The 24642-nt window shown below is 72.1% G+C and carries 22 protein-coding genes; 10 read left to right on the top strand and 12 right to left on the bottom strand.

Translation table 11 applies throughout. From position 1 onward, the window contains the following. Window positions 1–18: 18 nt before the first annotated feature. On the bottom strand, window positions 19–795 hold the full coding sequence (locus OG965_RS07440) for a GNAT family N-acetyltransferase (RefSeq protein ID WP_371650398.1): 777 nt from the start codon (window positions 793–795) through the stop codon (window positions 19–21). Window positions 796–940: 145 nt separating this feature from the next. On the opposite strand from OG965_RS07440, the gene OG965_RS07435 reads away from it, so the two are divergent. Both OG965_RS07435 and OG965_RS07430 read left to right on the top strand, forming a co-directional pair. Next, a complete protein-coding gene (locus OG965_RS07435) occupies window positions 941–2071 on the top strand; it encodes a sensor histidine kinase (RefSeq protein ID WP_371650396.1) in 1131 nt (376 codons plus the stop codon). A 22-nt stretch (window positions 2072–2093) separates the two neighbouring features. After that, on the top strand, window positions 2094–2762 hold the full coding sequence (locus OG965_RS07430) for a response regulator (RefSeq protein WP_371650394.1): 669 nt from the start codon (window positions 2094–2096) through the stop codon (window positions 2760–2762). Between the two features lie 22 nt (window positions 2763–2784). Here the strand turns inward: OG965_RS07430 and OG965_RS07425 are convergent, their stop codons facing one another. From OG965_RS07425 to OG965_RS07395, 7 genes are all read right to left on the bottom strand, one after another. Continuing rightward, window positions 2785–3219 (bottom strand): MarR family winged helix-turn-helix transcriptional regulator, encoded by a 435-nt coding sequence (locus OG965_RS07425; RefSeq protein ID WP_371650392.1) that lies wholly within the window; start codon window positions 3217–3219, stop codon window positions 2785–2787. 76 nt (window positions 3220–3295) lie between these two features. Then, window positions 3296–3832 carry a PadR family transcriptional regulator gene (locus tag OG965_RS07420; protein ID WP_371650390.1) on the bottom strand — a complete coding sequence of 179 codons (537 nt, stop codon included), beginning with the start codon at window positions 3830–3832 and terminating at the stop codon, window positions 3296–3298. A 36-nt stretch (window positions 3833–3868) separates the two neighbouring features. Continuing rightward, complete coding sequence (locus tag OG965_RS07415) at window positions 3869–5890, bottom strand: FAD-dependent oxidoreductase (RefSeq protein ID WP_371650388.1); 2022 nt, start codon at window positions 5888–5890, stop codon at window positions 3869–3871. 212 nt (window positions 5891–6102) lie between these two features. Then, window positions 6103–6516, bottom strand: a complete 414-nt coding sequence (locus OG965_RS07410; protein WP_371650386.1) for a PTS-dependent dihydroxyacetone kinase phosphotransferase subunit DhaM — start codon at window positions 6514–6516, stop codon at window positions 6103–6105. Continuing rightward, complete coding sequence (dhaL, locus tag OG965_RS07405) at window positions 6513–7109, bottom strand: dihydroxyacetone kinase subunit DhaL (RefSeq protein ID WP_371650384.1); 597 nt, start codon at window positions 7107–7109, stop codon at window positions 6513–6515. Before dhaL ends, OG965_RS07410 begins: the two co-directional genes overlap by 4 nt. Window positions 7110–7180: 71 nt before the next feature. Then, entirely contained in the window at window positions 7181–8173 is a 993-nt protein-coding gene (gene dhaK, locus OG965_RS07400) for a dihydroxyacetone kinase subunit DhaK (RefSeq protein ID WP_371650382.1), read from the bottom strand. A gap of 52 nt (window positions 8174–8225) precedes the next feature. Further along, on the bottom strand, window positions 8226–9491 hold the full coding sequence (locus OG965_RS07395) for a hypothetical protein (RefSeq protein ID WP_371650381.1): 1266 nt from the start codon (window positions 9489–9491) through the stop codon (window positions 8226–8228). A 185-nt stretch (window positions 9492–9676) separates the two neighbouring features. Between OG965_RS07395 and OG965_RS07390 the strand changes: the two genes are divergently transcribed. Both OG965_RS07390 and OG965_RS07385 read left to right on the top strand, forming a co-directional pair. Beyond that, window positions 9677–11443 carry an adenosine deaminase gene (locus OG965_RS07390; protein WP_371650379.1) on the top strand — a complete coding sequence of 589 codons (1767 nt, stop codon included), beginning with the start codon at window positions 9677–9679 and terminating at the stop codon, window positions 11441–11443. Between the two features lie 55 nt (window positions 11444–11498). Continuing rightward, window positions 11499–12584 carry a serine protease gene (locus tag OG965_RS07385; protein WP_371650377.1) on the top strand — a complete coding sequence of 362 codons (1086 nt, stop codon included), beginning with the start codon at window positions 11499–11501 and terminating at the stop codon, window positions 12582–12584. 214 nt (window positions 12585–12798) lie between these two features. Here OG965_RS07385 and OG965_RS07380 read toward each other — a convergent pair whose 3' ends face one another. Next, complete coding sequence (locus OG965_RS07380) at window positions 12799–14250, bottom strand: multicopper oxidase family protein (RefSeq protein ID WP_371650375.1); 1452 nt, start codon at window positions 14248–14250, stop codon at window positions 12799–12801. Window positions 14251–14759: 509 nt separating this feature from the next. Between OG965_RS07380 and OG965_RS07375 the strand changes: the two genes are divergently transcribed. The 5 genes from OG965_RS07375 to OG965_RS07355 all read left to right on the top strand — a co-directional run bounded on the left by OG965_RS07375 (window position 14760) and on the right by OG965_RS07355 (window position 18425). Further along, window positions 14760–15002 (top strand): hypothetical protein, encoded by a 243-nt coding sequence (locus OG965_RS07375; protein WP_371650373.1) that lies wholly within the window; start codon window positions 14760–14762, stop codon window positions 15000–15002. Between the two features lie 61 nt (window positions 15003–15063). Next, window positions 15064–16308: a flotillin family protein gene (locus OG965_RS07370; protein WP_371650371.1), complete on the top strand. Its 1245-nt coding sequence runs from the start codon at window positions 15064–15066 to the stop codon at window positions 16306–16308. 96 nt (window positions 16309–16404) lie between these two features. Beyond that, the gene (locus tag OG965_RS07365; RefSeq protein ID WP_371650369.1) at window positions 16405–16884 is read left to right on the top strand and encodes a luciferase family protein; all 480 of its coding nucleotides are present in this window, start codon (window positions 16405–16407) and stop codon (window positions 16882–16884) included. Window positions 16885–17040: 156 nt separating this feature from the next. After that, window positions 17041–17676: a hypothetical protein gene (locus OG965_RS07360; protein ID WP_371650367.1), complete on the top strand. Its 636-nt coding sequence runs from the start codon at window positions 17041–17043 to the stop codon at window positions 17674–17676. A 143-nt stretch (window positions 17677–17819) separates the two neighbouring features. Further along, window positions 17820–18425: a sigma-70 family RNA polymerase sigma factor gene (locus tag OG965_RS07355; protein ID WP_371650365.1), complete on the top strand. Its 606-nt coding sequence runs from the start codon at window positions 17820–17822 to the stop codon at window positions 18423–18425. 57 nt (window positions 18426–18482) lie between these two features. Here OG965_RS07355 and meaB read toward each other — a convergent pair whose 3' ends face one another. The 3 genes from meaB to OG965_RS07340 are packed head-to-tail and all read right to left on the bottom strand — an operon-like array spanning window position 18483 to window position 23527. Further along, the gene (gene meaB, locus OG965_RS07350) at window positions 18483–19484 is read right to left on the bottom strand and encodes a methylmalonyl Co-A mutase-associated GTPase MeaB (RefSeq protein WP_371650363.1); all 1002 of its coding nucleotides are present in this window, start codon (window positions 19482–19484) and stop codon (window positions 18483–18485) included. Window positions 19485–19490: 6 nt separating this feature from the next. Then, entirely contained in the window at window positions 19491–21680 is a 2190-nt protein-coding gene (gene scpA, locus OG965_RS07345; protein ID WP_371650361.1) for a methylmalonyl-CoA mutase, read from the bottom strand. Continuing rightward, the gene (locus tag OG965_RS07340) at window positions 21677–23527 is read right to left on the bottom strand and encodes a methylmalonyl-CoA mutase family protein (RefSeq protein WP_371650359.1); all 1851 of its coding nucleotides are present in this window, start codon (window positions 23525–23527) and stop codon (window positions 21677–21679) included. The genes scpA and OG965_RS07340 overlap by 4 nt, the downstream gene beginning before the upstream one ends. 284 nt (window positions 23528–23811) lie before the next feature. Here OG965_RS07340 and OG965_RS07335 point away from each other — a divergent pair, with 284 nt between their 5' ends. After that, the gene (locus tag OG965_RS07335; RefSeq protein ID WP_371650357.1) at window positions 23812–24498 is read left to right on the top strand and encodes a FadR/GntR family transcriptional regulator; all 687 of its coding nucleotides are present in this window, start codon (window positions 23812–23814) and stop codon (window positions 24496–24498) included. Window positions 24499–24642: the final 144 nt, after the last annotated feature.

Genomic DNA, 24642 nt, shown 5'->3' with positions numbered 1-24642 from the left:
CCCCAACAGGCGCCCCGGCTACGGCTGGTGGACGTACGGCGTGGTCGTGCTCAGCCGCGAGAAGCCCAGGCGGTGCAGGATCGGGGCGCTCTGGTCGGAGGCGTCGACCTGGAGGAAGCGGTAGCCGCGCTCGGCGGCGACACGGGCGCGATAGGAGACCAGCGCCCGGTAGATGCCCTTGCCGCGCCAGGCCTCGGCGGTGCCGCCGCCCCACAGCCCGGCGAACTCCGTCCCCGGGATCAGCTCCATCCGGGCCGCGCACACCGGCACCCCGTCCGCCATCGCCACCACCGCGACCAGGGTGTCGGGGGCCTCGGTGAGCTGGAGCTCGATGCGTCGGGCGAGCCGGGACGAGTCCTTGCCGAACGCCTGCTCGTGGACGGCCGTCATCAGCGCGACCCCGGCCTTGTCGGTCACCGGCACCAGCTCGACGCCCTCGGGGAGCTCCACCGCGCCCATCTGGTCCTTGCTCTCCGCGACCATCAGCGCCTCGGCGGGCTCGGCCGTGAACCCGGCCGCCAGCAGACGCTCGCCGAGGTCGCCCGGGGTGTCGTGCGCGTACAGCTTCCACTCGAACTCGCGGTGCAGCGAGGCGAAGTGCCGTACCTGCTCGGCGATCTCGCGGTCGGCGCACTCCTCGTCGAGGTCCGACCAGAGGACGCCGTTCCAGACGGGGTCCGGTCCGACGTGCCGCACGATCCGGCCCGCGCGCTCGATCCGGGCGACGGGGCCGTCGGGCAGTGAGGTCTCGCGCATCTGCCGGTCGAACAGGGCCAGCACTTCTTCTTTGTCCATGCGCCCACTCCAACATCGGCGGGCGGCTGTGACAAACGGGTTTCGGACCGCTCCGGAAGGAGTGGATCCGTCTACAACTCCTGCGGTAGTCCGTGCACCGCGACTGGTTGACGCCGCGCGTCTGACCTGCAATTAGGCTGCGGTAATGCGGATCCGCCCCGTTGCCGCCGATGTACTCATCGCGCTGGCACAGACGTGTGTCGCCGTGCTGCTGGGCCGGGAGGCCTCCAGCCAGGGGCAACCCCCGCTCGACCTGGCCGGATACGCGCTCGCCGTGGTCATCAACATGGCGTGCGCCTTCCGCACCAAGGCGCCGGTGGGAGTCTGCCTCTTCGTCATCGCGACGTGGACGCTCTACATCGCGCTGGGGAACTGGCCGGTGGTGGGCACGTACGGCGCGATGGTCGCGTGTTACACGGTCGCCGCCACCCGCCCCGCCCGCACCTCCGTCAGCTTCGCCGGAATCCTGGGCGCGGTCTGGCTGTTCGCGGGGTTGAGGACCGGGAGCAACTCCATGCCGTCCGTGGTCGTCCAGGCCCTCGCCGTGCCGGCCGTCGTCTGGCGGTTCGGCCGGGTGGCCCGCCGCTCCACCAAGCTCGCCGACCAGCTCGCCAAGGAGCAGGAGGCCCGGGCCCGGCGCGAGGTGGCCGAGGAACGCGGCCGGATCGCACGGGAGTTGCACGACATCATCGCCCACCACATGTCGGTGATATCGGTCCAGTCGGGTCTGGCGCGCTTCGTCTTCGAGTCCGACCCGCCCACCGCGCGCGGCGCGCTCGGCACCATCTCGGCCACCAGCCAGGAGGCGTTGGAGGAGTTGCGGCGCATGCTGCACGTGCTGCGCGCCGAGGACCTCGACGGCGAGCCGTCGGCCCCGATGCCGGGCCTCTCACGCCTCTCGGAGATGGTGGAGCGGCTGCGGGCCGGCGGGCTGCCGGTCGAGCTGCGGGTCGAGGGGCAGGCGCGGACCCTGGCGCCCGGCGTCGACCTGTGCGCGTACCGGGTGGCGCAGGAGGCGCTGACCAATGTCCTGAAACACGCGCCCGGCGCACGCACGACCGTGGAAGTCTCGTACGAGCGGAACCATGTCGCCCTCGCCGTCGTGAACGAGGGTACGGGAGTGAATCCGGTCAGAAATCGATCGGGTAGTGGACACGGGTTGATCGGAATGCGGGAGCGGGCCAAGCTCTACGGCGGCACGATCAGCACCGGCCCGAGGAGCGGGGGAGGCTTCGAGGTCCGGCTGCTCCTGCCGACCTCGGCCCAGCCCGTATGACACAGGGGGAAGACGCGCTGCCATGACCAGGGCACTCGTGGTCGACGATCAGTTCCTCGTACGGGCCGGTCTGGTCGCGCTGCTGAGAGCGGCGGGCATCGACGTCGTCGGCGAGGCGAGCGACGGCGAGGAGGCGGTCGCCCAGGCGGCGCGGACGCGCCCCGATGTGATCCTGATGGACATCAGGATGCCCGGGATGAGCGGCATCGCCGCCACCGAGCGGATCCTCGCGGACGCCGAGGACCCGGCTCCGCGCATCCTCATCCTCACCACGTTCGACCTGGACGAGTACGTGTACTCCGCGCTGCGGGCCGGTGCCTCGGGGTTCCTGCTCAAGGACTCGGGGCCGGAGCGGCTGCTCACGGCGGTCGCGGCGGTCGGCGGCGGCGACACCCTCTTCGCGCCGAGCGTCACCCGGCGCCTGGTGGAGTCCTTCGCGCGGCCCGCCGAGCGCTCCCCGCGCCTCTCGTCGGACCTGTCGGCGCTCACGGCCCGGGAGACCGAGGTCCTCAAGCTCACCGCGCGCGGCCTGTCGAACCTGGAGATCTCCGACCACCTCTTCATCAGCGAGGCGACGGTCAAGACCCATCTGAACCGGGCCATGAGCAAACTGGACCTGGCCAGCCGGGCGCAGGCGGTCGTGCTCGCGTACGAGTCGGGGCTCGTCACCCCGGGCGGCGGAGCGGGATAGCTCCCGAGGGCGCCCGAAGGCCTCAACTGCCATCGGGAGCCGTGCTGTTGTAGCGGAGCAGATACGCGGCGAACCGGTCGAGGTCGGCTTCCTCCCAGTCCGCGAGCCGCTCGTGGAAGGCGTGCCGCCGCAGCACCGCCGCCTCGGCGAGCTTCTCGGTGCCGGCGGCGGTGAGGTGGAGCAGCTGGATGCGGTGGTCGGCCGGGTCGGTGCGGCGCTCGATGAACCCCAGCTTCTCCAGGGCCGCGATCTGCCGGCTGATGGTCGACTTGTCGAGCATGTAGTACGCGGCGAGGTCGGTCGCGCGGCACCCCCGCAGGTCTTCCATGTGGGACAGCAGCGTGAAGGAGACCAGCGACAGCTCGGGGTGCATACGCGCGGCGGCGGCCCGGGCGCGGCGGGCGAACGCGGTCAGCTCCCGCTGGATGGTGGTGACCGACTGGTCTCGGCTGGGCACGGCTGGTCCTCTCACTGGCTAGTTGCATAATACAACGTCAGTGGGGGCGGTGCTCATCCGCCACTCGGGGCCGGGCTCACTCCTCCCCGTCCACCGTATCCAGCGCCTGCGTCAGCCAGCGGATCCAGAACGTCTCCAGCTCGATGCCGCCGCGCAGCACCAGGTGCCGCAGCCGGTCCTGCTCGCTGTCCCGATCCGGCGGGAAGTCCCGCCGCTCGATCCCCTCGTACATCTCCAACTGCCGCTCGTGCAGATCGAGATGGCGGCGCAGCTCGGCATTGAGCCCCTCCGTGCCGACCACCGCCGCCGCCCGCATCCGCAGCAGCAGCGGGTCCCGCATGGGGCGCGGGTCCTGCCCGGCGGCCGCCCACGCGGCGAGCTCCGCACGGCCCGCCGGCAGGACCTCGTACTCCTTCTTCTGGCCGCGCGCCGGGGCCTCGGACGGCAGCGCGCGGATGGACCCGGACTGCTCCAGCTTGCCCAGCTCGCGGTAGATCTGCTGGTGCGTCGCGGACCAGAAGAAGCCGAACGACCTGTCGAACCGACGGGTCAGCTCAAGCCCCGACGAGGGCTTTTCGAGCAGGGCGGTCAGGATCGCGTACGGGAGGGACATGAGCGCATCCTAGATTCCGCCGCGCCGCCCAGGCGCTCAGAGGGCCGCCGCCAGCCTGGTGCCCTGGTCGATGGCGCGCTTGGCGTCCAGCTCGGCGGCGACGTCCGCGCCGCCGATCAGGTGCACGGTGGCGCCCGCCGCCGCCAGCTCCTCGTACAGGCCGCGGCGCGGCTCCTGGCCCGCGCACAGGACCACGGTGTCCACCGGCAGCACGGTGGAGTTGCCGTCGACGGTGATGTGAAGCCCGGCGTCGTCGATCCGGTCGTAGCTGACGCCCGGCACCATCGTCACGCCCCGGTGCTTGAGCTCGGTGCGGTGGATCCAGCCCGTCGTCTTGCCCAGGCCCGCGCCGACCTTGGAGGTCTTGCGCTGGAGCAGGTGCACCGCGCGCGGGGGCTTGGGCCGCTCGGGCGCGCGCAGCCCGCCGCGCTCGCTGTACGAGGTGTCGACGCCCCACTGCCGGAAGTACGTCTCGGCGTCCAGGCTCGCCGCGTCGCCGCCGTCGGTGAGGAACTCGGCGACGTCGAAGCCGATGCCGCCCGCGCCGACGATCGCCACACGCTCGCCGACCGGCGCGCCGTCGCGCAGCACGTCCAGGTAGGTGAGGACGCTGGGGTGGTCGGAGCCGGGGATCTCGGGGGTGCGGGGCGTCACACCGGTGGCGACGACGACCTCGTCGTAGCCGCCCGCGGTGAGCTCATCGGCGGTCGCCGTGGTGTTCAACCGGACGTCCACGCCGCGGAGTTCGAGCTGCGTACGGTAGTAGCGCAGCGTCTCGTCGAACTCCTCCTTGCCGGGTACCCGCTTGGCGATGTTCAGCTGGCCGCCGACCTCCGCGGCCGCGTCGAAGAGGGTCACCGCGTGGCCGCGCTCGGCCGCCGAGACCGCGAAGGCGAGCCCGGCCGGGCCCGCGCCGACGACGGCGAGGCTCTTGCGGCGCTTGGTGGGGGAGAGGACCAGCTCGGTCTCGTTGCAGGCGCGCGGGTTGACCAGGCAGGAGGTGATCTTCCCGCTGAAGGTGTGGTCCAGACAGGCCTGGTTGCAGCCGATGCAGGTGTTGATGGTCTCGGACCGTCCGGCCCGCGCCTTGGCGACGAACTCGGGGTCGGCCAGGAACGGCCGCGCCATCGACACCATGTCCGCCCGCCCCTCGGCGAGCAACTGCTCGGCCACTTCAGGGGTGTTGATGCGGTTGCTGGTGATCAGCGGGATGGAGACGGACCCCATCAGCTTCTTGGTCACCCAGGTGTACGCGCCGCGCGGCACCGAGGTCGCGATGGTGGGGATGCGGGCCTCGTGCCAGCCGATGCCGGTGTTGATGAGGGTCGCCCCGGCCGCCTCGATCGCCCGCGCCAGCGTGACGACCTCCTCCAGGGTGGAGCCGCCGGGCACCAGGTCCAGCATGGAGAGCCGGTAGATGAGGATGAAGTCGTCGCCGACGCGCTCGCGGGTGCGGCGGACGATCTCGACGGGGAAGCGCATGCGGTTCTCGTACGAGCCGCCCCACCGGTCGGTGCGCCGGTTCACGGCGCCCGCGATGAACTCGTTGATCAGATAGCCCTCGGAGCCCATGATCTCGACGCCGTCGTACCCGGCGGACTTGGCCAGCTCGGCCGCGCGGACGAAGTCCTCGACGGTCTGCTCGACCTCGTCGTCGGTCAGGGCGTGCGGCACGAAGGGGCTGATGGGGGCCTGGAGCGCGCTCGGCGCCACCAGGTCCTGGTGGTAGGCGTACCGGCCGAAGTGCAGGATCTGCATCGCGATCCGCCCGCCCGCCGCGTGCACCGCCTCGGTGACCGTACGGTGCTGGGCGGCCTCCGCCTCGGTGGTGAGCCTGGCGCCGCCCTCGTACGGGCGGCCCGCGTCGTTCGGGGAGATACCGCCGGTGACCATGAGGCCGACCCCGCCGCGCGCCCGCTCGGCGTAGAACGCCGCCATCCGCTCGAACCCGTTCTCGGCCTCTTCGAGCCCGATGTGCATGGACCCCATCAGCACCCGGTTGGGAAGCGTGGTGAAGCCGAGGTCGAGGGGGCTCAGCAGGTGGGGGTAGTCGCTCATCGGGGCGCCTCCAGATACGGCGGTGTCGTCGCTCCAGTTGTAGAGCACGGGACGCGGTTGTGCAACAAGTTGCATAAAGGTGGGCGGTGGGTCCCCCGACCGCTGTGGGCCGCACGCCCGAGGGCCCGGCGGGAACGTCCCGCCGGGCCCTCGCCCACGTGCCGCGGATCACACGCTCCGGGAGCGTGGATCACACCTTCCGGCAGCGCGGATCACACCTTCCGGTAGCCGTACGCCTCCGAGGCCGCCGCCTCCACCGCGGCCAGATCCGCCCCGGCCGAGGCGGTCACGACGGCCGCCACCGCACCCTCCACGAAGGGGGCGTCGACGAGCCGCGTCCCCGCCGGGAGCTCGTCGCCCTCGGCGAGGAGCGCCTTCACGGTGAGCACCGCGCTGCCCAGGTCCACCAGGACCGCCACGCCCGCACCCCGGTCGACGGCGGCCGCCGCCTCCGCGATGAGCTCGGAGCTGGTGCCGAGGCCGCCGTCGGGGGTGCCTCCCGCGGCCGCGACGGGAGCGGTCGCGCCGCCGCCCGCGAGACCGGTCGCGAGCGCGGCGACGGCGGAGGCGACCTCCGCGCTGTGGGAGACGAGGACCACGCCGACGAGTCCGTCGCCCCCGCTCATGCGGCGGCCTCCTGGAGCCCCGCGACGAGCAGCGCGGCCGAGGTCGCGCCCGGATCCTGGTGGCCGATGGAGCGCTCGCCCAGATAGCTGGCCCTGCCCTTGCGGGCCTGGAGCGGTACGGTCGCGAGCGCCCCGGCCTCCGCCGCCGCGCCCGCCGCCGCGAAGGACTCCCCGAGCGCCTCGACGGCAGGGAGCAGCGCGTCCAGCATCGTCTTGTCCCCGGCGGCGGCCCCGCCCAGCTGAGCCACCGCCGCCACGCCCTCGCCCAGCGCGGTGGCGAGCTCCTCCCGGCTCACCTCGGCCCGGTCGCCGAGCGCCTTGCCGGTGCGGCGCAGCAGCGTCCCGTACAGCGGTCCGGAGGCGCCGCCCACGGTCGAGATCAACTGCCGTCCGGCGAGGGCGAGCACGGCGCCCGGGGTGTCCGGGGCCTCCTTCTCCAGGACGGCGGTGACGGCGGTGAAACCGCGCTGGAGGTTGGCGCCGTGGTCGGCGTCGCCGATGGCCGAGTCCAGTTCGGTCAGCCGAGCCGCCTCCCGGTCCACGGCCGAGGCCGTCACGGTCATCCAGCGACGGAAGAAAGCGGCGTCGAGCACGAGCCCTCCTTGAGGTACAGCTGTAGGTGTACGGATGGGATGTGGGCCGGGGCCGGGTCGGGCCACGGTGGTCAACAACCCCACCGCAGGGCGGGCGTGTTCACCGGCGCGTCCCACAGCCGCAGCAGCTCCTCATCGACCTGACACAGCGTCACCGAGCAGCCCGCCATGTCGAGGGAGGTCACATAGTTGCCCACGAGCGTGCGGGCCACCGGAACGCGCCGCTCGGCCAGCACCCGGTGCACCTCGGCGTTGAACCCGTACAGCTCCAGGAGCGGCGTCGCCCCCATGCCGTTGACGAGCAGCAGGACGGGACTCGACGGCTTGAGGTCCTCCAGGACGACGTCGACGGCGAAGTCCGCGATCTCCCGGGACGTCATCATGGGCCGCCGCTCGCGCCCGGGCTCGCCGTGGATCCCGACGCCCAGCTCCAGCTCGCCGGGCGGCAGGTCGAAGGTCGGACTGCCCTTGGCGGGGGTGGTGCAGGCGCTGAGCGCGACGCCGAAGCTGCGCGAACTCGCGTTCACCCGGCGGGCGATCGCCTCGACCCGTTCCAGGGGCGCGCCTTCCTCGGCCGCCGCGCCCGCGATCTTCTCCACGAAGAGGGTGGCCCCGGTGCCGCGCCGCCCCGCGGTGTACAGGCTGTCGGTCACGGCGACGTCGTCGTCGACGAGCACCTTGGCGATCTGTACGCCCTCGTCCTCGGCGAGCTCCACGGCCATGTCGAAGTTGAGGACGTCACCGGTGTAGTTCTTGACGACGAACAGCACCCCGGCCCCGCTGTCCACGGCGGCCGCGGCCCGCACCATCTGGTCCGGCACGGGCGAGGTGAACACCTCACCGGGACACGCGGCGGCGAGCATCCCGCGCCCCACGAACCCACCGTGCAGCGGCTCGTGCCCCGACCCGCCCCCGGACACCAGCCCGACCTTCCCGGCGAACGGCGCGTCCCGCCGCACGATCACCCGGTTCTCCACGTCGACGGTCAGCTCCGGATGCGCGACCGCCATCCCGCGCAGCGCGTCGGCGACGACGGTCTCGGCCACGTTGATCAACATCTTCATGGGTGCCTCCGGGGGATGTCAGCGGATGTCGCGCCGGCCGCCGGCGAAGTGTTCACCGGCCCGCCGGGCAGTGCGTGCGCGGGCGGCGCAGGTCGGTGGTGAGGCGGGTCAGGACGTCGGGGCTGCCGGGCAGGGCGAAGTGGTCGACGCCTGGGTTGTCGGTGAGCGCGAAGCGGTGGCAGGGCATCGCGCGCCAGGCCAGGACCGCGTCGTTGGTGAGGTCCTCCTGGTTGCCGTCGCCGTCGCGGTGGAGGAACTCGGCCCCGCTCGCGAGCTGTCCCACCGTCAGGTCCGGCAGTCGCGCCCCCACGGTGGTGGGCAGGCCCGAGCCCTTCTCCGCGTACACGTCGACGTCGGGGAAGTCGCGCGGGTCGGTGGACCGCACGAAGCCGATGTAGTGGTCGGCCAGGGCGCGGGCCGCCGGTGGCAGTCCGGCGTCCGTCAGGAGCCGGCGGTAGTCGCGCGGGGTGTAACCACGGCCGGTGGAGCGGTCGTTGACCACCGTCTCCCGGTCGCCCATCACCCGGGGGTCGGACGCGCTCATGTACGTCGACGGGGCGCTCAGATACATACGGGCGCTGCTCTCGGCGTTCTCCTTGGTGGTGGGGTAGCCGAAGTCCTGGATGTTGAGCCCGGTGAACAGGGTGGGGTAGAGGAGCCCCTGCCCGGGGAAGTTGCCCGCGATCGGGGTGAAGCCGTGGATGTAGGTGTCCCGCCAGGCCGGTGGGGTGTGGGTGAGCAGGTACTGCGCGTACAGCGGCCCGTTGGAGTGGCCGATCAGGTGGACCGGGCGGTTGCCGTTGGCGCGGTAGGTGCTCTCGACGAGCTCGCGCGTACGGGAGAGGAAGCCGCCCAGGTCCGGAGTGAGCCGGGAGTCGTACCCGGCTACCCGGATCCCCCGGTCCCGCCGCAGGCCGACGGCTTCGAGGGAGCGGTAGAGCGGCTCGTAGAAGGGGGCGCTGCGGGTACTGCCGTACTCCTTGAGCCGTACGGTCACGCCCCGCTGCTCCGAGAGGCGCGACGGCACCGGCCCGGTGCGGTCCGCGTCGTAGCGCAGGGTCAGCAGCCGGTCCTGGCAGACCTGGCTGAAAACGGTGCTCGGACGGTCGTTGAGGTACCAGTCCTCGAAGCTGCCGGAGCGGGGGCAGCCGGGCGCCGCGGTCTGGCCGCTGACGTTCACCGTGAGCTTGGTGAGGTGGAAGGCGGGGAAGAGGACGACGGGGGCGGGGCGGGTGCTCGCCGCACCGGCCGTGGTCGGAGCCGCGGCGAGCAGGAGCAGCGCCGCGACGAGCACCCGGAGCCAGGACGTACCGCGCATACGGGAGTACTCCCTTCGGCGTTCGGCGGGGAACGCGGATCACCGTAGCCACTGCCGGGCTCCCCGGCGCGGGACGACTGCCGCGTGTCGGCCACACGGGGGCCTGCCGTGCGCGCGTCGGACGGTTCCGGTGTGCCCCGTAGTGAGTATGGGCCGGGAGGGGGGAGGGAAGGGAGAGGGACGTCATGGAGAAGAGACCGCGACTTCGGTGGCCGGTGCTGGCCGGGGCGACCGCGCTCGGGCTGGCCGTGAGTGTGCTGCCGATGGCGACGGCGGCCGCCGGGCCGGGCCAGACCGAGCCGGGCCAGGCACAACCGAGCCAGTTCACCCCGAGCCAGTTCACCCCGAGCCGGTTCACCCCGAGCGGGTTCGACCCGAGCCGGTTCACCCCGAGCCAGTTCGACCCGCGCCAGCTCGCCCCGGCCCACGCCGCCCCGACCCACGCCGCCCCGACCCAGGGCCAACCAACCATCCCCCCACACCAGTTGGCGCCCGCCACCCGCACCCCCGCCGACCTCGCCCGCCTCCTGCGGGACCTCCCCAAGGGGGGTGACCTGCACCATCACCTCGGCGGTGCCGTCCGTGCGGAGTCCCTCATCGGGTATGCCGCCCGCGACCGCAAGTGCGTGGACGTCGCCACGTACGTCGTCACACCCGGACCCCAGCCGTGCCGCCCCGGACAGCGGTCCGCCCAGGACGCCACGCGGCCCGGGCCGTTCCGCCGGGAGGTCGTCCGGGCCTGGTCGATGCGCGGTTTCGTGCTGCCGCCCGACGGCGACCCGCAGCCCGGCCACGACCACTTCTTCGACACCTTCGGGAAGTTCGCCGAGGCCGAGACGGGCCACGACGCGGACATGCTGGCCGAGGTGGCCCGGGACGCCGCGCGGGAGCGGACCGCGTACGTGGAGACGTTGGTGACCGTGGCGGCCGAGCCGCTCCGGCGGCTGGTCGACCGGGTGCATCCGGCGGACCCCGGTGCGTCCGGCCTGGCGGAGTTCCACGACGCCCTCACCAGGGATCCCCGGTTCCAGGAGATCGTTCAGCAGGCCGCGGCCGACTATGACCAGAGCTTCACCGACTACCGCAAACTCCTCGGCTGCGACCGCGCGCCCGCGCCGCGCGGGTGCTCCGTCGTCATCCGCTTCGACTACCAGGTCGGCCGCGCCCAGGCCGCCCGCCATGTCTTCGCCCAGCAGATCCTCGGCTTCGAGCTCGCGCGCCGCCGGATCGGCCGGGTCGTCGGCGTCAACATGGTCCAGCCAGAAGACGCGCCGGTGGCCCTGCGGGACTACGCCCTGCACATGAAGATGATCGGCTTCCTCAAGTCCCGGGCCCCGTCCGTGCACGTCAGCCTGCACGCCGGTGAGCTGGTCGAGGGCCTGAACGGGGTCGGCCGGCGCGATCTCGCCTTCCACATCGCCCAGGCCGTCGACGTGGCGGGCGCCGACCGTATCGGACACGGTGTCGATCTCGTCCATGAGCGCGGCCACCAGGCCCTGGCGGCCCGGATGCGCAGGCGGCACGTGCTGGTCGAGGCCCCTCTGATCAGCCACGCCCAGATCCTCCGGGTCGGCGGCGACCGGCACCCCCTGCACACCTATCTCGACGCCGGTGTGCCCCTCGCCCTGGCCACCGACGACCCGGGGGTGAGCCGCAGCAGCCTCACCGACGTCTTCCAACTGGGCGTCACCGACCAGGGCCTGGGCATCGAGGAGCTGCGGACCTCCGCGCGCGCCTCGCTGGACCACGCCTTCGTCGAAGGGGCGAACCTGTGGCAGGAGCAGGACCGGTACGACACCTTCGCCTCGCCCTGCCGCAACGACACGCCCGACCCGGACCGGAGGCCCGGTGCCGCGTGCCGGACGTTCCTGGCCGCCAGCCCCAAGGCCGTCCTCCAGTGGCGGCTGGAAGCGGACTGGCGGGCGTTCGAGCGCCGCTGCGCACGTGACTGAGCGCATCCGTTGAGCCTTCGGGGCGTATGCGGATGATTCGGGCAGGATGTCGCCCATGAATCTTTTCCGACTGCGGCCAGGGACAGGGGTAGGCCTGGGTCTGGGCCGGGGGCTGCGGCTGGGGATCACCCTCACTGCCTCGGGGGCGCTCCTGCTGACCGGCGGTACCCCTGCCGACGCGGCCCAGGCACCCGGCACGGCCCCCGATGTGACCTCCCGTACGGGGGAGGAGGCGGCTCCCGGCGACGACGGCTGGTCGGACGCCGATGTCCTCGGCTTCTGGACCCCGGGGCGCATCTCCTCCGCCGTCGACCCCGGACGCCCCGACTCGGACGGCGTCCCGGCCGGCTCGCCCGGGCCCCCGGCCTCCGTGCCCGGTATGCCGAGCGCCGAGCACATCCCCGGGATCGCCTCCGTCGGCGTGCTGTTCACCTCCGCGGGCCCGGACCCGACGACCGGCGAGCTGCGCGCGCACAAGTGCTCGGCGAGCGTGGTGGAGAGCGGTGGGCGCGACCTGATCCTGACGGCGGGTCACTGTGCGGGCGGGCGGGCCGTCTTCGTACCGCGGTACCGCTCGCGCAAAGAGCTGGCCGACCAGCCGTACGGGTTCTACCGGGTCACCGACTGGTTCGTGGACGACCAGTACGTCCGCAACAGCAAGGGGGCCGTCTCCGACCTGGACTACTCCTTCGCCCGGCTGGCGCCGTCGGCCGACGGGAGGGACGTCCAGGATGCGGTGGGGGCCAACCGCCTCGTCCGTACGCCCGGTTACCGCCAGGACGTGACGATGCTCGGCTATCCCCGGGTGGGGCGCAATCCGGCGGACCGGCCGGTGCGCTGCGCGGCGCGGTCGGGGCCGCTGTCCGGGTTCCGGCAGATGCGGGTCGAGTGCGCCGGCATGTGGGGCGGGGTCTCCGGCGGGCCGTGGTTCTCGGACATCGACTGGGACACCGGGACCGGCGAGATCATCGGGAACGTCGGCGGCTACTACGGCGGCGGCATGGACGTGCCGGAGGCCGATCCCCGGTACCACCAGATCACCTACAGCCCCGTGTACGGAGACCGCTTCTTCCGGCTCTACGCCGACGCCCAGAACGGCAGACGGCCGCACTACGGCTCGTACCGTCAACTCAAGTCATAGCAGGCCGAGTTGGGCGGACGGCGGGCGGATCCGGTGAACCGGGTCCGCCCGCCGTCCTGACCGCGCCGCGGCCCGCTGCCATGGGTACCCTCCGGGCTGCCTGGCGGGGGCGCAGGAGCCAGCAGGGGGCGGGGTCGCGACACGGCCGTATCAGGGGCGGGCGGGGACGCGTCGGGAGGATTCCCGGAGCGCCCCCGCCACTGGTCGACAGGCGTCAGACGACTTCCATCGTCGCCATCATGCCCATCGCCGCGTGGTCGAACATGTGGCAGTGGTAGACGTACTTGCCGCGGTAGCCGGTGAAGGTGGCCTGCACCTTTATCTTCTCGCCCGGCATCAGTCGGACCGTGTCCTTGAGCCCGGTCTCGGGCCCGGACGTCACCGGTACACCGTTGCGCTCCAGCACCCGGAACTGGACCAGGTGGATGTGGAAGTTGTGCGGCACCCGCTGGTTGACGTTGCTGACCGTCCACACCTCGGTGTCGCCGTACTTGATGGTGTTGTCGACGCGGTTGCCGTCGTACACCTTCTCGTCGATGTACCCCATGCCGTCCGCGACGCCCTCGTCCACGCGCAGGACCACATTGCGGTTGACCGTCGGCGTCGGCAGCGCGGGCAGGGTGCGCAGCTTCGCCGGGACGCGGCTGTAGTCCGCGGCCTGGCGGGTCACCCGGAACTGGAGCACCGGCGTGGGAGGCACGCCCGCGGGCACGTTCTCCGTGTTGACGATCTGCACGGTGGTGCCCACCGGGTACTTGGAGAAGTCGATGACGACGTCGGCGCGCTCGCCGGCGGTCACCGAGATCGTGTCGGTGGTCACCGGGGCCTCCAGCAGGCCGCCGTCCCCACCGATCTGCTGGACGGTCGAGCCGTCCGACAGCTTGAGGGTGAAGAACCGCATGTTGGCCGTGTTGTACAGCCGGAAGCGGTACTTGCGCGCCGCGACCTCGAAGTACGGCCACGCCTTGCCGTTGGCGAGGATGACGTTGCGGCCCCGGAAGTCGTTCATCTGGTAGATGAGCTGCCCGTTGTCGTCGAAGCGGGCGTCACGGATGGCGATCGGGACGTCGTACGCGCCCGACGGCAGCCCCAGTGCCTTCTCCGGCAGGTCCATCAGCGTGTAGAACCCGGTCAGGCCGCGGAAGACGTTCTCCGACTCGACGTGGTGCGCGTGGTCGTGGAACCACAGGTTCGCGTTGGGCTGGCTGTTCGGGTACGTGTAGGTCTTCTCGCCGCCCGGCTGGATGAGGTCCATCGGCGTGCCGTCGCTGGACTCCGGGACGTGGCCGCCGTGCAGATGGATCGAGGTCGGCGTCGGCAGGTTGTTCTTCTGCGTCACCACCACGCGGTGGCCCGAACAGGCCTTGATCCACGGGCCGGGGAAGTGGCCGTCGAAGGTGCGGACGGTCGTCTGCTTGCCCGGGATGATCTCGGTCTGGACCTCTTGCATCTCAAAGCTGTAGTACGCCGTCGTGCCCGATATGCGGTCCGGCTTGAGGGTCTCCGGGACCGGCATCTCCAGGGCGAACTTGGGGATGGTGGTCGGGTCGATGTCGGTCGCCTGAGCCTGCGCCTCGCTGCTCAGGGCCGGAATCAGCAGCCCCGCGCCCCCCACGGCGCCGGTGAGCGCGACGCCGGCCTTCATCGCATTTCTGCGTGTGATCATCAAAAACTCTCCCAGCGAGACATGCTGAGGACGCCCCCGCGGCGTCCTGGCAGTGATCGTGCGGGCGGCGTGCGGGCACTCCCGCAGGCGCCGCCGGCCTGTCACGCGGTCCGGCGAGTGGATCGGCTCGCCGCCGCCTGACCGGCAGTCCCGGGGAACAGCCCCACCTCGTTCATGAAGCTCGGCCTCGGGGTGTCGCATGGTGCTTCGGCGTCCTTCCGGGGTGGGGCCCGGCGCGACGCGGTAGATCTTGTCTCCAAGTCTCCCGGCGGCACTGTGGCCGAACAAGACACTCTGGTTTCAGGGTTGTGTCAGATTTCGCAAATTACTTGCCAGTTGTGTAGGGGCTCTGGCATCCGAACGTCAGACTCCGTCAGGTACCCGAGGATGGGCTGTACGGGGGCGGGGAGCTATCGTCAGAAGTCCGGATCGGTCGCGTGTCCGGAACCTGTGGGCGGCCCCGGACCGTAGAGGGCCGGTTCCACGGTGACAAGGGGGGCGGTCGAGCCATGGAGCAGGACGATGCCGTGATCGGCTGCACCGGCGAAGTGCTGATCGACACCCGTGGTTCCGGCGGCCCCGGCGAGGTCCTGGTACGGGTCCGGGGTGGCTCGGAGACGTTCCTCGCCTGGTCCGAGGAGCCGCTGCCGCGCGGGGCGAGGGTCCTCGTCGTGGAGTCCCGGGGCACGCGTCAGGTCGACGTCATCGAGTGGGGCGACCCGCTGGACGAACTGGGCCTCGGCACCGGCTGAGTCCGCCCGGCCCCTCGGGACCGCTCATCAGCACATCAGGCAACAGACAAGGGAGACCCAGATGTTCGGTTACCGCGTGCCCGCCCCGGATGAGGCGATGCTCATCTCGGGCGGCAGACGAGGCCTCGGGGGAGCGCCGTTCCGGGTGGTGACCGGGCACGGCAAGTTCGTGCTCCCCGTCTTCCGCAAGACCCGGTTCCTCACCCTCGCGATGTGCGAGGCCGAGGTCACCGAGACCTGTGTGACCAAGCAGGGCATCGCGCTCACCGTACGGGCCGTCATCGCCTTCAAGGTCGGCAACGATCACGAGAGCATCGTCAACGCCGGTCAGCGCTTCCTCTCCGACCAGGACCAGATGTCGGTGCTCACCGGCCGGATCTTCGCCGGTCATCTGCGGGCGATCATCGGCTCGATGACCGTCGAGGAGATCGTGACCGAGCGCCAGAAGCTGGCCGCCGAGGTCCTGGACACCTCGAAGTCGGAGATGGCGAAGATCGGCCTGACCGTCGACTCGCTCCAGATCCAGTCGATCGACGACGGCGACACCGGCTACATCGAGGCGATGTCGGCCCCGCACAAGGCGGCCATCCAGCGCCAGGCGCAGATCGCCCAGGCGCAGGCCACCCAGGCCTCGGTCGAGGCCGAGCAGGTGGCCGCGCGCAACCAGGCCGAATACGCCCGCCAGACCGCCGTCGTCAAGGCCGAGTACTCGGCCGAGGTCGACCGCGCCCAGGCCAAGGCCGCCCAGGCCGGCCCGCTCGCCCAGGCCCACGCCCAGCAGGAGGTCCTCGCGGCCCAGACCGAACTGGCGCTGCGCCAGGCGAAGCTGCGCCAGCAGCAGCTGGTGGCCGAGATCGTCAAGCCCGCCGAGGCGGAGGCCGAGCGGATCAGGGTGCTGGCCGTGGCCGAGGCCGAGCGGATGAAGATCCAGGCCGAGGCGGCCGCCTCGTACGACCGGGTCGCGCTCGACCGGATGCTGATCGACCAGCTGCCGCAGATCGTCAAGGAGGCGGCGGGCGGTCTCGCGGGCGCCAACGTCAACGTGCTCAACGGGGCCGACGGTCTGGGCGAGATCGCGGCGGGCCTGGTCGGCCAGGGCCTGACGATCCTCGACTCCGTACGGCAGAACCTGAGCGGATCCGGCCAGGGCCAGGACCGGCGCGACGGCTCCGTCAAGGGGAGCGGTGTTCTGGAGCTGCAGAGTTACCTCGGTGCGTCCGGGAAGCCCGCGCGGGGAGAGGGAGAAGGGCCGTCCGAGGGCACCTCGCAGGCCAGCACCGGCGACGGTCCGGTCACCCTGGACTGAATCCGGCCATCGCGGTTCGGGCACGGATTGGTCAAGCGGCCCGGGAGAACGGTGATGGGGGTGTCCTGCGGGTGAATCGTGCGCGAGGATGGGGTTATGACCGCGGCCCATCGCGCTATGGCTCAGTTGGAGACATGGCCGAATCTGGTAAGTGGCCCGCCCCGGTGCGCCGTTGGGCAAGCCTTCCGCACGACGGAGTACGAGGTGGTGCACTTCCACTCCGACTACGCCGCAGATCTGCATCTCACCCACACGGCGATAGAGCGGCTGCTGCCCGAGCTCCGGCGCAGCAGCGCGATCCGGGTGACACCCGGATCCGCCTGGCTCACCGTGCTCCTCGACTGCGACGCGGACGTCGAGCTGCTGCTCAGTCTGATCAGCGTGGCGCTGAAGGCGCACGGCGACATCCGTCAGCGCCACCCGGGCCCGCCGTGCGAGTGGTACGGCTCGGCCGCGCCCTCACCGCGCGCCACGATCGGGGTCGGGGCGGCGCCCGTGGCCACCCCCCACGGCCTGGTCCCCGCCGCCCGGCGGGCGATGGGCCGCCTCATCCCGCACGGCCACAGGCCGGGCTGACGCCCCTGGGCTCCCCCCATTAGTCGGCGCGAACCGGCGCCGGGTTCCGGCGAGTTGGTGTGGCCTGGATCACGCATGTTTTCAGGGCGGAATCGGCGGATCAATGTGCGAACCCGCCGGTGAAACGCCTGGTGCGGATGCGAGGATGAGCGCGCCATGACTGCCGGAGACTCTTGCCGCACTGTGCGGGCCGCGATGTTCGCGGCCCTCTGTGTGCTGCTCACCGCGCTCGGGCACGCCCTCATGTCGGGGGCTCCGGTGCCCTGGTGGGCCCTGGGCTGCGGCTTCGTCGCGACCGGCGCCACGGCGTGGGCGCTGGCAGGGCGCGAGCGCGGGTTCGGGCCGGTCGTGGCCGTCGCCGTGGGGGCGCAGGCGGTGCTGCACGAGATGTTCTCGTGGGCCCAGGCCACCGCGCGCCCCGCCATGTCGCCCATGGACATGCCGATGAGCGGGACGTCCATGGGGCATATGAGCCACATGGGCTCCATGGACCACGACATGGCTGGTATGCCCCTGGGGATGTCCTCCACCGGCATGCTCGCCGCCCACCTCCTCGCCGCGCTGCTGTGCGGCCTGTGGCTGGCGCACGGTGAGCGTGCGGCCTTCCGGATCCTGCGGGCCTTCGCCGGGTGGCTCTTCGCCCCGCTGCGGCCGACCCCGCTGTCGGCCGCGCCGCCGCGGCCCCCGCGCCCGCGCGCCCGCCGGGACCGTACGGTCCGCGCGCCCCGGCAGCTCTTCCTCGTCCACGCGATCACCTCACGGGGCCCGCCCGCCGGGACCGCTGTCATCTGACGACAGCCGGTTCCCCGCGGCGCCCCCGGAGTCCTCTCCGGCGCCCCGGGCATCGGCCGCACGCCTTCGTGCCGCCGTACCCCTTCACCGGACCCCCGCCTCGCGGGCCGGTCCGGATCCCGGATTCCCGAGAAGGACATCAGGTGATCACTCCTGCCCTGCCCCGCTCGCGCGACGAGTCGACGGACCAGGCGATAACGGCCTGGGCGCTCGCCGCCCGCACCGGCGACCCCGAAGCCGTCGAGCACTTCGTCCGCGCGCTCCACCGTGACGTACGCCGTTACGTCACCTACCTCGGCGCCGACCCGCAGGCCGCCGACGATCTGACCCAGGACACCTTCCTGCGGGCCCTCGGCAGCCTGCACCGCTTCGAAGGCCGCTCCTCCGCCCGCACCTGGCTGCTCTCGATCGCCCGCCGCGCGGTGATCGACAACCTGCGGTACACCGCCGCACGGCCGCGGGTGTCCGACACCGACGACTGGCAGTCGGCCGCCGAGCGGGCCCAGCCCCGGGGGCTGCCCGGCTTCGACGACGGGGTGGCCCTCGCCGACCTGCTCGCGGCGCTCCCGGACGAACGCCGGGAGGCCTTCGTCCTCACCCAGCTCCTCGGACTGCCCTACGCGGACGCGGCCCACGTCAGCAACTGCCCCGTGGGGACCGTGCGCTCCCGGGTGGCCCGGGCCCGCCAGGCGCTGATCGAGCGGCTGCACGCCGCCGAGGGCGCCGAGCTCGCGGCCGTCCCGGCCTGAGCGACACGGAAGGCCCGGACCGTGTGCGGTCCGGGCCTTCCCGTCACGGGCGTACGGTCACGCGTCCTCGGGCGCCCCCGGCGCCCCCTGGAACGCGCTCAGGATCCGCTCCGCCGCCAGCGTCGGCGTCAACTCGCCGTCGCGGACGCGCCGCTCAAGCGCCGGGGCCAGGTCCCGTACGCCCGGATGCGCGCGCAGCCGGTCCAGCAGCTCGTCCTGGACCATCGTCCACGTCCAGTCCACCTGCTGGTCACGCCGCTTGGCGGCAAGGCGCCCCGTGGAGTCGAGGAGCGTGCGGTGCTGGTCGATCCGCTCCCAGACGGTGTCCAGGCCGCTCGACTCGCGGGCGCTGCAGCACAACACCGGAGGTGTCCAGGCCGCGTCGACCGGATGCATCAGGCGCAGCGCGCCCGCCAGTTCGCGTGCCGCCGACTTGGCGTCGCGCTCGTGCGGCCCGTCCGCCTTGTTCACGGCGATCACGTCCGCCAGTTCCAGGACGCCCTTCTTGATGCCCTGGAGCTGGTCGCCCGTACGCGCGAGGGTGAGCAGCAGGAACGAGTCGACCATGTCGGCGACCGTCGTCTCGGACTGGCCGACGCCGACGGTCTCCACCAGGACGACGTCGTAGCCCGCCGCCTCCATCACCACCATGGACTCGCGGGTCGCCTTGGCGACGCCGCCCAGGGTGCCCGCGCTCGGCGAGGGCCGCACGAACGCCGCCGGGTCCACCGCGAGCCGCTCCATCCGCGTCTTGTCGCCGAGGATGGAGCCGCCGGTACGGGTGGACGACGGGTCGACGGCGAGCACCGCCACCCGGTGGCCGAGCCCCGTCAGCATCGTGCCGAAGGCGTCGATGAAGGTGGACTTGCCCACCCCCGGCACCCCGCTGATGCCGATCCGCCGGGCGTTGCCGGTGTGCGGCAGCAGCTCGGTGAGGAGCTGCTGGGCGAGCGTGCGGTGGTCGGGGCGGGTGGACTCGACGAGGGTGATCGCCCGGGCGACGAACGCCCGCTTCCCGTCGAGCACGCCCTTGACATAGCTGTCGAGATCGATGCGCACGGGCGGCTACAGCTCGTCGTGGCCCAGCGCCGCGCCGAGCCGCGTCACCAGGTCGTACGCCGCGTCCGGGATGACCGTCCCCGGTGGGAAGACCGCCGCGGCGCCCATCTCCAGGAGAGTCGGGACGTCCTGCGGCGGGATGACACCGCCGACGACGACCATGATGTCCTCCCGGCCCTCGGCGGCCAGCTCCTCGCGCAGCGCCGGTACCAGGGTGAGATGGCCGGCGGCCAGCGACGACACACCGACGATGTGCACGTCCGCCTCGACCGCCTGCCGGGCCACCTCGCCCGGCGTCTGGAACAGCGGGCCGACGTCGACGTCGAAGCCGAGGTCGGCGAAGGCGGTGGCGATCACCTTCTGGCCCCGGTCGTGCCCGTCCTGCCCCATCTTGGCGACCAGGATGCGCGGACGGCGGCCCTCCGCCTCGTCGAAGCGGTCCACGAGCGCGCGGGTGCGCTCCACGGAGGGGGACTCGCCTGCCTCGTTGCGGTACACGCCGGAGATCGTACGGGTCTGCGCCGCGTGGCGTCCGTACACCTTCTCCAGGGCGTCCGAGATCTCGCCGACCGTCGACATGGCGCGGGCCGCGTTCACGGCCAGCTCAAGGAGGTTGCCGCTGCCGGAGGCGGCGGCGTTCGTCAGCGCGCGCAGGGCGTCCTGGCAGACCGCCTCGTCGCGCTCCTCGCGCAGCCGCCGCAGCTTGGCGATCTGCTGGGTGCGCACCGAGGAGTTGTCGACCTTGAGGACGTCGATCTGCTCGTCGCTCTCGACGCGGTACATGTTGACGCCGATCACCGGCTGGCGCCCGGAGTCGATGCGCGCCTGGGTGCGGGCGGCCGCCTCCTCGACGCGCAGTTTGGGGATGCCCGCGTCGATGGCCTGCGCCATGCCGCCGGCCGCCTCGACCTCCTCGATGTGCTGCCAGGCCCGCCGCGCCAGGTCGTAGGTGAGCTTCTCCACGTACGCGCTGCCGCCCCAGGGGTCGATGACCCGGCAGGTGCCCGACTCCTGCTGGATGAGCAGCTGGGTGTTGCGGGCGATGCGGGCCGAGAAGTCGGTCGGCAGGGCCAGCGCCTCGTCCAGGGCGTTGGTGTGCAGCGACTGGGTGTGGCCCTGGGTCGCGGCCATCGCCTCCACACAGGTGCGGGTGACGTTGTTGAACACGTCCTGCGCGGTCAGCGACCAGCCCGAGGTCTGCGAATGGGTGCGCAGCGAGAGGGACTTGGCGTTCTTCGGGTCGAACTGCTTGACCAGGCGCGCCCACAGCAGCCGGGCCGCCCGCATCTTCGCGATCTCCATGAAGAAGTTCATGCCGATCGCCCAGAAGAAGGAGAGTCTGGGCGCGAACGCGTCGACGTCCAGGCCCACGTCGATTCCGGCCCGCAGATACTCCACACCGTCCGCGAGCGTGTACGCCAGCTCCAGGTCGGCCGTCGCACCCGCTTCCTGGATGTGGTAGCCGGAGATGGAGATCGAGTTGTAGCGCGGCATCTTCTGCGAGGTGTACGCGAAGATGTCGGAGATGATCCGCATCGAGGGCTTGGGCGGGTAGATGTAGGTGTTGCGGACCATGAACTCCTTGAGGATGTCGTTCTGGATGGTCCCGGCCAGCTTCTCGGGCGGTACGCCCTGCTCCTCCGCCGCCACGATGTAGAGCGCGAGGACCGGCAGCACCGCGCCGTTCATCGTCATCGACACCGTCATCTTGTCCAGCGGGATGCCGTCGAAGAGCTGGCGCATGTCGTAGATCGAGTCGATGGCCACGCCCGCCATGCCGACGTCACCGGTGACCCGCGGGTGGTCGCTGTCGTAGCCGCGGTGGGTCGGCAGGTCGAAGGCGACCGACAGGCCCTTCTGCCCGGCGGCGAGGTTGCGCCGGTAGAACGCGTTGGACTCCTCGGCCGTGGAGAACCCGGCGTACTGCCGGATCGTCCAGGGCTGGTTGACGTACATCGTCGGGTACGGGCCGCGCAGATACGGCGCCACGCCCGGGTACGTACCGAGGAAGTCCAGGCCCTCCAGGTCGCGCGCGGTGTAGAGCGGCTTGACCGCGATGCCCTCCGGGGTCTCCCACAGCAGATCGCCGTCGGCCTTCCCGGTGGACTCCTTCACGGCGGTGCGCCACTGGTCTTCGGAGCCGTCGGCGCCGGCGCCCGGAGCCAGCGGCAGCTCCGAGAAGTCGGGGATCGTCATGATGCCGCTCCCATGCGGTCGAGGGCGGAGGAGAGCACGGCCACCGCGTCGCAGCCGGCGAAGACGTAACTGTCGACACCGGTGAACTCGCCGCGGCCGGCGAGGTAGACATGCGTCGCGCCGGCCGACCTGAGGGCCGCGGCGACCGCCTCGGCCTGCTCGGCGTAGAGCGCGTCGCTGGAGCACAGGCACGCGACGGTGGCGCCGCTGGCGGCGAACGCCTCGGCGGCCGTGGCCGCGTCCACCGACACCGGGTCGTGCACCGGCTCGATGCCGCCCGCCTGGAACAGGTTGGAGGCGAAGGTCGCCCGGCCCGTGTGCGCGGCGGCCGGGCCGAGCGCGGCGAGGAAGACCCGCGGGCGGGTCCCGGTCGCGGCCAGGTGGGCGTCCGAGCGGGCGCGCAGCTCCTCGAACGCCTCGTCGCGGCGCACCTTCGGCAGTCCGCCCGAGGGCTCGGCGGGGGCCGCCTCGCGCTCGACGGCGCGCTCGGCGAGGTGCGGGAACTCGCTGACGCCGGTGACCGGTTCGCGCCTGCGCGCCAGCTTCGCGCCGCGCTCCGCCCAGGTCGCGGCGAGCCGCTCGCGGATCAGCCCGGAGCGCAGCGCGGCGGCCTGGCCGCCCGCGCGCTCGATCACCTGGAAGAACTCCCAGGCGCTGTGGGCGAGTTCGTCGGTGAGCCGCTCCACGTACCAGGAGCCGCCGGCCGGGTCGATCACCCGGGCCAGGTGCGACTCCTCCAGGAGGATCGAGGAGGTGTTGCGCGCGATGCGGCGCGCGAAGCCGTCCGGCAGGCCGAGCGAGTGGTCGAAGGGCAGCACGGTGACGGCGTCCGCGCCGCCGACGCCCGCACCCACACAGGCCACGGTGGTGCGCAGCATGTTCACCCACGGGTCGCGGCGGGTCATCATCACCGGCGAGGTCACCGCGTGCTGGCGCTGTGCCCCGGCGGCGGGGGCCCCGCTCGCCTCGGCGACCCGCGCCCACAGCCGCCGCGCGGCGCGCAGCTTGGCGATGGTCAGGAACTGGTCGGCGCTCGCCGCGTAGCGGAACTCCAACTGGGCGCAGGCGGCCTCGACGGACAGGCCCGCCTCGGTGAGCGCGCGCAGATAGGCGACACCGGTGGCCAGCGACGCGCCGAGCTCCTCGGCGGCCGAGCCGCCGGCCTCGTGGTACGGCAGCGCGTCCACGGTGAGCGCGCGCACCTGCGGGAACCGCTCGTCGCAGAGCCGGGCGAGCCCGGCCGCGGGAGCCACCTCCAGCGCCTCGCCGGTGCGGGCCTCGTGGCCGAGCGGGTCGGCGCCGAGGCCGCCGCGCGCGGAGTCGGCGGGGACGCCGCGCTCCTCGTACAGGCGGAGCAACTCCCGTGCGGCGGGCTCGAATTCGGCGCCCGCGTCGAGGACGACGGGTGCGAGGTCGAGGTAGACGCCGTCGAGGGCGCGGGCGAGTCCGTAGACCGGCACGCCGCCCCGGCCTACGGCCAGCCAGAGCGAGGTGACGCCGTTCTCAAGATCGGCCAGCACGGCCTCGTTGACCCGGGCGGGGTCGGTTCCGGCGTGGCGCTGTCGTACGCCCCAGCCGTCCGCCGCGTTGCCCTCGGCCCGACTTCCGCGGACAAAGGGGGCAAAGCCCGGATAACCGGCATCGGGCGCGGAGTCTCGCGCGGTGTACAGGGGGCGGGTGATGAGCCCGTCCTCGACCAGGGTGGACAGTGCCTCCTCGGCAGCCGTGCCCGAGACATCTTTACCCGATTTGCGCAGCACGCCTTCCACGAGGCGCTGCCACTGCTCATGGGTTGCATCAGGGAACTCGGCGGCCAGCGAAAGCCCGTCGTCAGGCAGGACCGTCATGCTCAGATGCTAGGGCAGTGGCGCAAAGGTGCAGCAGGGGGAAGGGCTGTGACCTTGCCCTCTCCGGAACGCTCTTGATCCTTTACGGACGGTGCCGTATCCGGCGCGGACACGGGGGCGCGTTCGTGGTCGCAACGGTCCGTATCGACCTCTCCGGACGTATCGACCCCTCTCGTCGCACGTCTCTTGACGGTGTCGCGACGCCACTGGTTCAGTGGCTCAGCCACTGAACCGCACCGCGAACTTCGGCACCACCCTGCCGCACCACCCTGGGGAGGGACCACGTGGAGGCGCTGTCCCGCGAGACCATCGTCGACGTCCTGGAGAACCGGCTGCGCGAGGACATCCTCACCGGCCGCCATCCGGCGGGCAGCTACCTGCCGCCCGAACGCAGCCTCGCCGACGGCTACGGCGTCACCCGCACCACCCTCAAGCACGCCTTCGGCCGACTGGTCCAGGCGGGACTCCTGGAGACCCGCCACGGCGTCGGCACCCGGGTCCGCGACTACGCGCGTCTGGGCGGCGCCGACCTGCTGCCGATGCTGGTGCGCCACAGCCCGGCCTGGATCGGCGAGATCTTCGAGGTGCGCCGCAGTATCGGCGCACTGATCGCCGAACGTGCGGCGGCCCGCTCCGACGACCGGGCTGTCGCCGAGCTGCGCCAACTCCTCGACACCGTACGGGAGTCGGAGGGCGGCGACGCGGTGCAGCTGGCCGACGCCGAAGTGCACCGGGCGCTGGCCCGCGCCACCGGCAACCGGGTCTATGCGCTCCTCACCAACACCCTCTTCAACGCCTACCTTCCGGTAGGGGCCGCGCTGGTGGGGCCGTTCACCGACCCGGAGGCGGCGTACGCGCGGCTCGCCCCGGTCGTCGAGGCGGTGGCGACGGGCGACCGCCGGGCCGCACACGCGGCGGCGGACGCCTATCTGACCGCCACCGAGCGGATCATGCTGGAAGGGCTGGCGTGAGTGGGGTCCGGGGCGCATTCAGCCCCTCCGGCGTTTGAGGAGCGGGGTCCGGGGCGGAGCCCCGAAGCGGGGTGCAGGGGCCGCAGGCCCCGCAACGGGGGTCCGGGGGCGTAGCCCCCGGGAAACGAACCTCCACCCCCACCC

Source organism: Streptomyces sp. NBC_00224 (genome assembly GCF_041435195.1).
Lineage (GTDB): Bacteria > Actinomycetota > Actinomycetes > Streptomycetales > Streptomycetaceae > Streptomyces.
The sequence above is the reverse complement of the archived record's forward strand: the minus strand, read 5'-3'. Positions and strand labels throughout refer to the sequence as shown.

Bases quoted from the DNA above. Each gene is read 5' to 3' on its own strand.
- OG965_RS07440 (WP_371650398.1), bottom strand. From the start codon at position 795: ATGGACAAAGAAGAAGTGCTGGCCCTGTTCGACCGGCAGATGCGCGAG.
- OG965_RS07435 (WP_371650396.1), top strand. From the start codon at position 941: ATGCGGATCCGCCCCGTTGCCGCCGATGTACTCATCGCGCTGGCACAG.
- OG965_RS07430 (WP_371650394.1), top strand. From the start codon at position 2,094: ATGACCAGGGCACTCGTGGTCGACGATCAGTTCCTCGTACGGGCCGGT.
- OG965_RS07420 (WP_371650390.1), bottom strand. From the start codon at position 3,832: ATGTCCCTCCCGTACGCGATCCTGACCGCCCTGCTCGAAAAGCCCTCG.
- OG965_RS07415 (WP_371650388.1), bottom strand. From the start codon at position 5,890: ATGAGCGACTACCCCCACCTGCTGAGCCCCCTCGACCTCGGCTTCACC.
- OG965_RS07410 (WP_371650386.1), bottom strand. From the start codon at position 6,516: ATGAGCGGGGGCGACGGACTCGTCGGCGTGGTCCTCGTCTCCCACAGC.
- dhaK (WP_371650382.1), bottom strand. From the start codon at position 8,173: ATGAAGATGTTGATCAACGTGGCCGAGACCGTCGTCGCCGACGCGCTG.
- OG965_RS07395 (WP_371650381.1), bottom strand. From the start codon at position 9,491: ATGCGCGGTACGTCCTGGCTCCGGGTGCTCGTCGCGGCGCTGCTCCTG.
- OG965_RS07390 (WP_371650379.1), top strand. From the start codon at position 9,677: ATGGAGAAGAGACCGCGACTTCGGTGGCCGGTGCTGGCCGGGGCGACC.
- OG965_RS07385 (WP_371650377.1), top strand. From the start codon at position 11,499: ATGAATCTTTTCCGACTGCGGCCAGGGACAGGGGTAGGCCTGGGTCTG.
- OG965_RS07380 (WP_371650375.1), bottom strand. From the start codon at position 14,250: ATGATCACACGCAGAAATGCGATGAAGGCCGGCGTCGCGCTCACCGGC.
- OG965_RS07375 (WP_371650373.1), top strand. From the start codon at position 14,760: ATGGAGCAGGACGATGCCGTGATCGGCTGCACCGGCGAAGTGCTGATC.
- OG965_RS07370 (WP_371650371.1), top strand. From the start codon at position 15,064: ATGTTCGGTTACCGCGTGCCCGCCCCGGATGAGGCGATGCTCATCTCG.
- OG965_RS07365 (WP_371650369.1), top strand. From the start codon at position 16,405: ATGACCGCGGCCCATCGCGCTATGGCTCAGTTGGAGACATGGCCGAAT.
- OG965_RS07360 (WP_371650367.1), top strand. From the start codon at position 17,041: ATGACTGCCGGAGACTCTTGCCGCACTGTGCGGGCCGCGATGTTCGCG.
- scpA (WP_371650361.1), bottom strand. From the start codon at position 21,680: ATGACGATCCCCGACTTCTCGGAGCTGCCGCTGGCTCCGGGCGCCGGC.
- OG965_RS07340 (WP_371650359.1), bottom strand. From the start codon at position 23,527: ATGACGGTCCTGCCTGACGACGGGCTTTCGCTGGCCGCCGAGTTCCCT.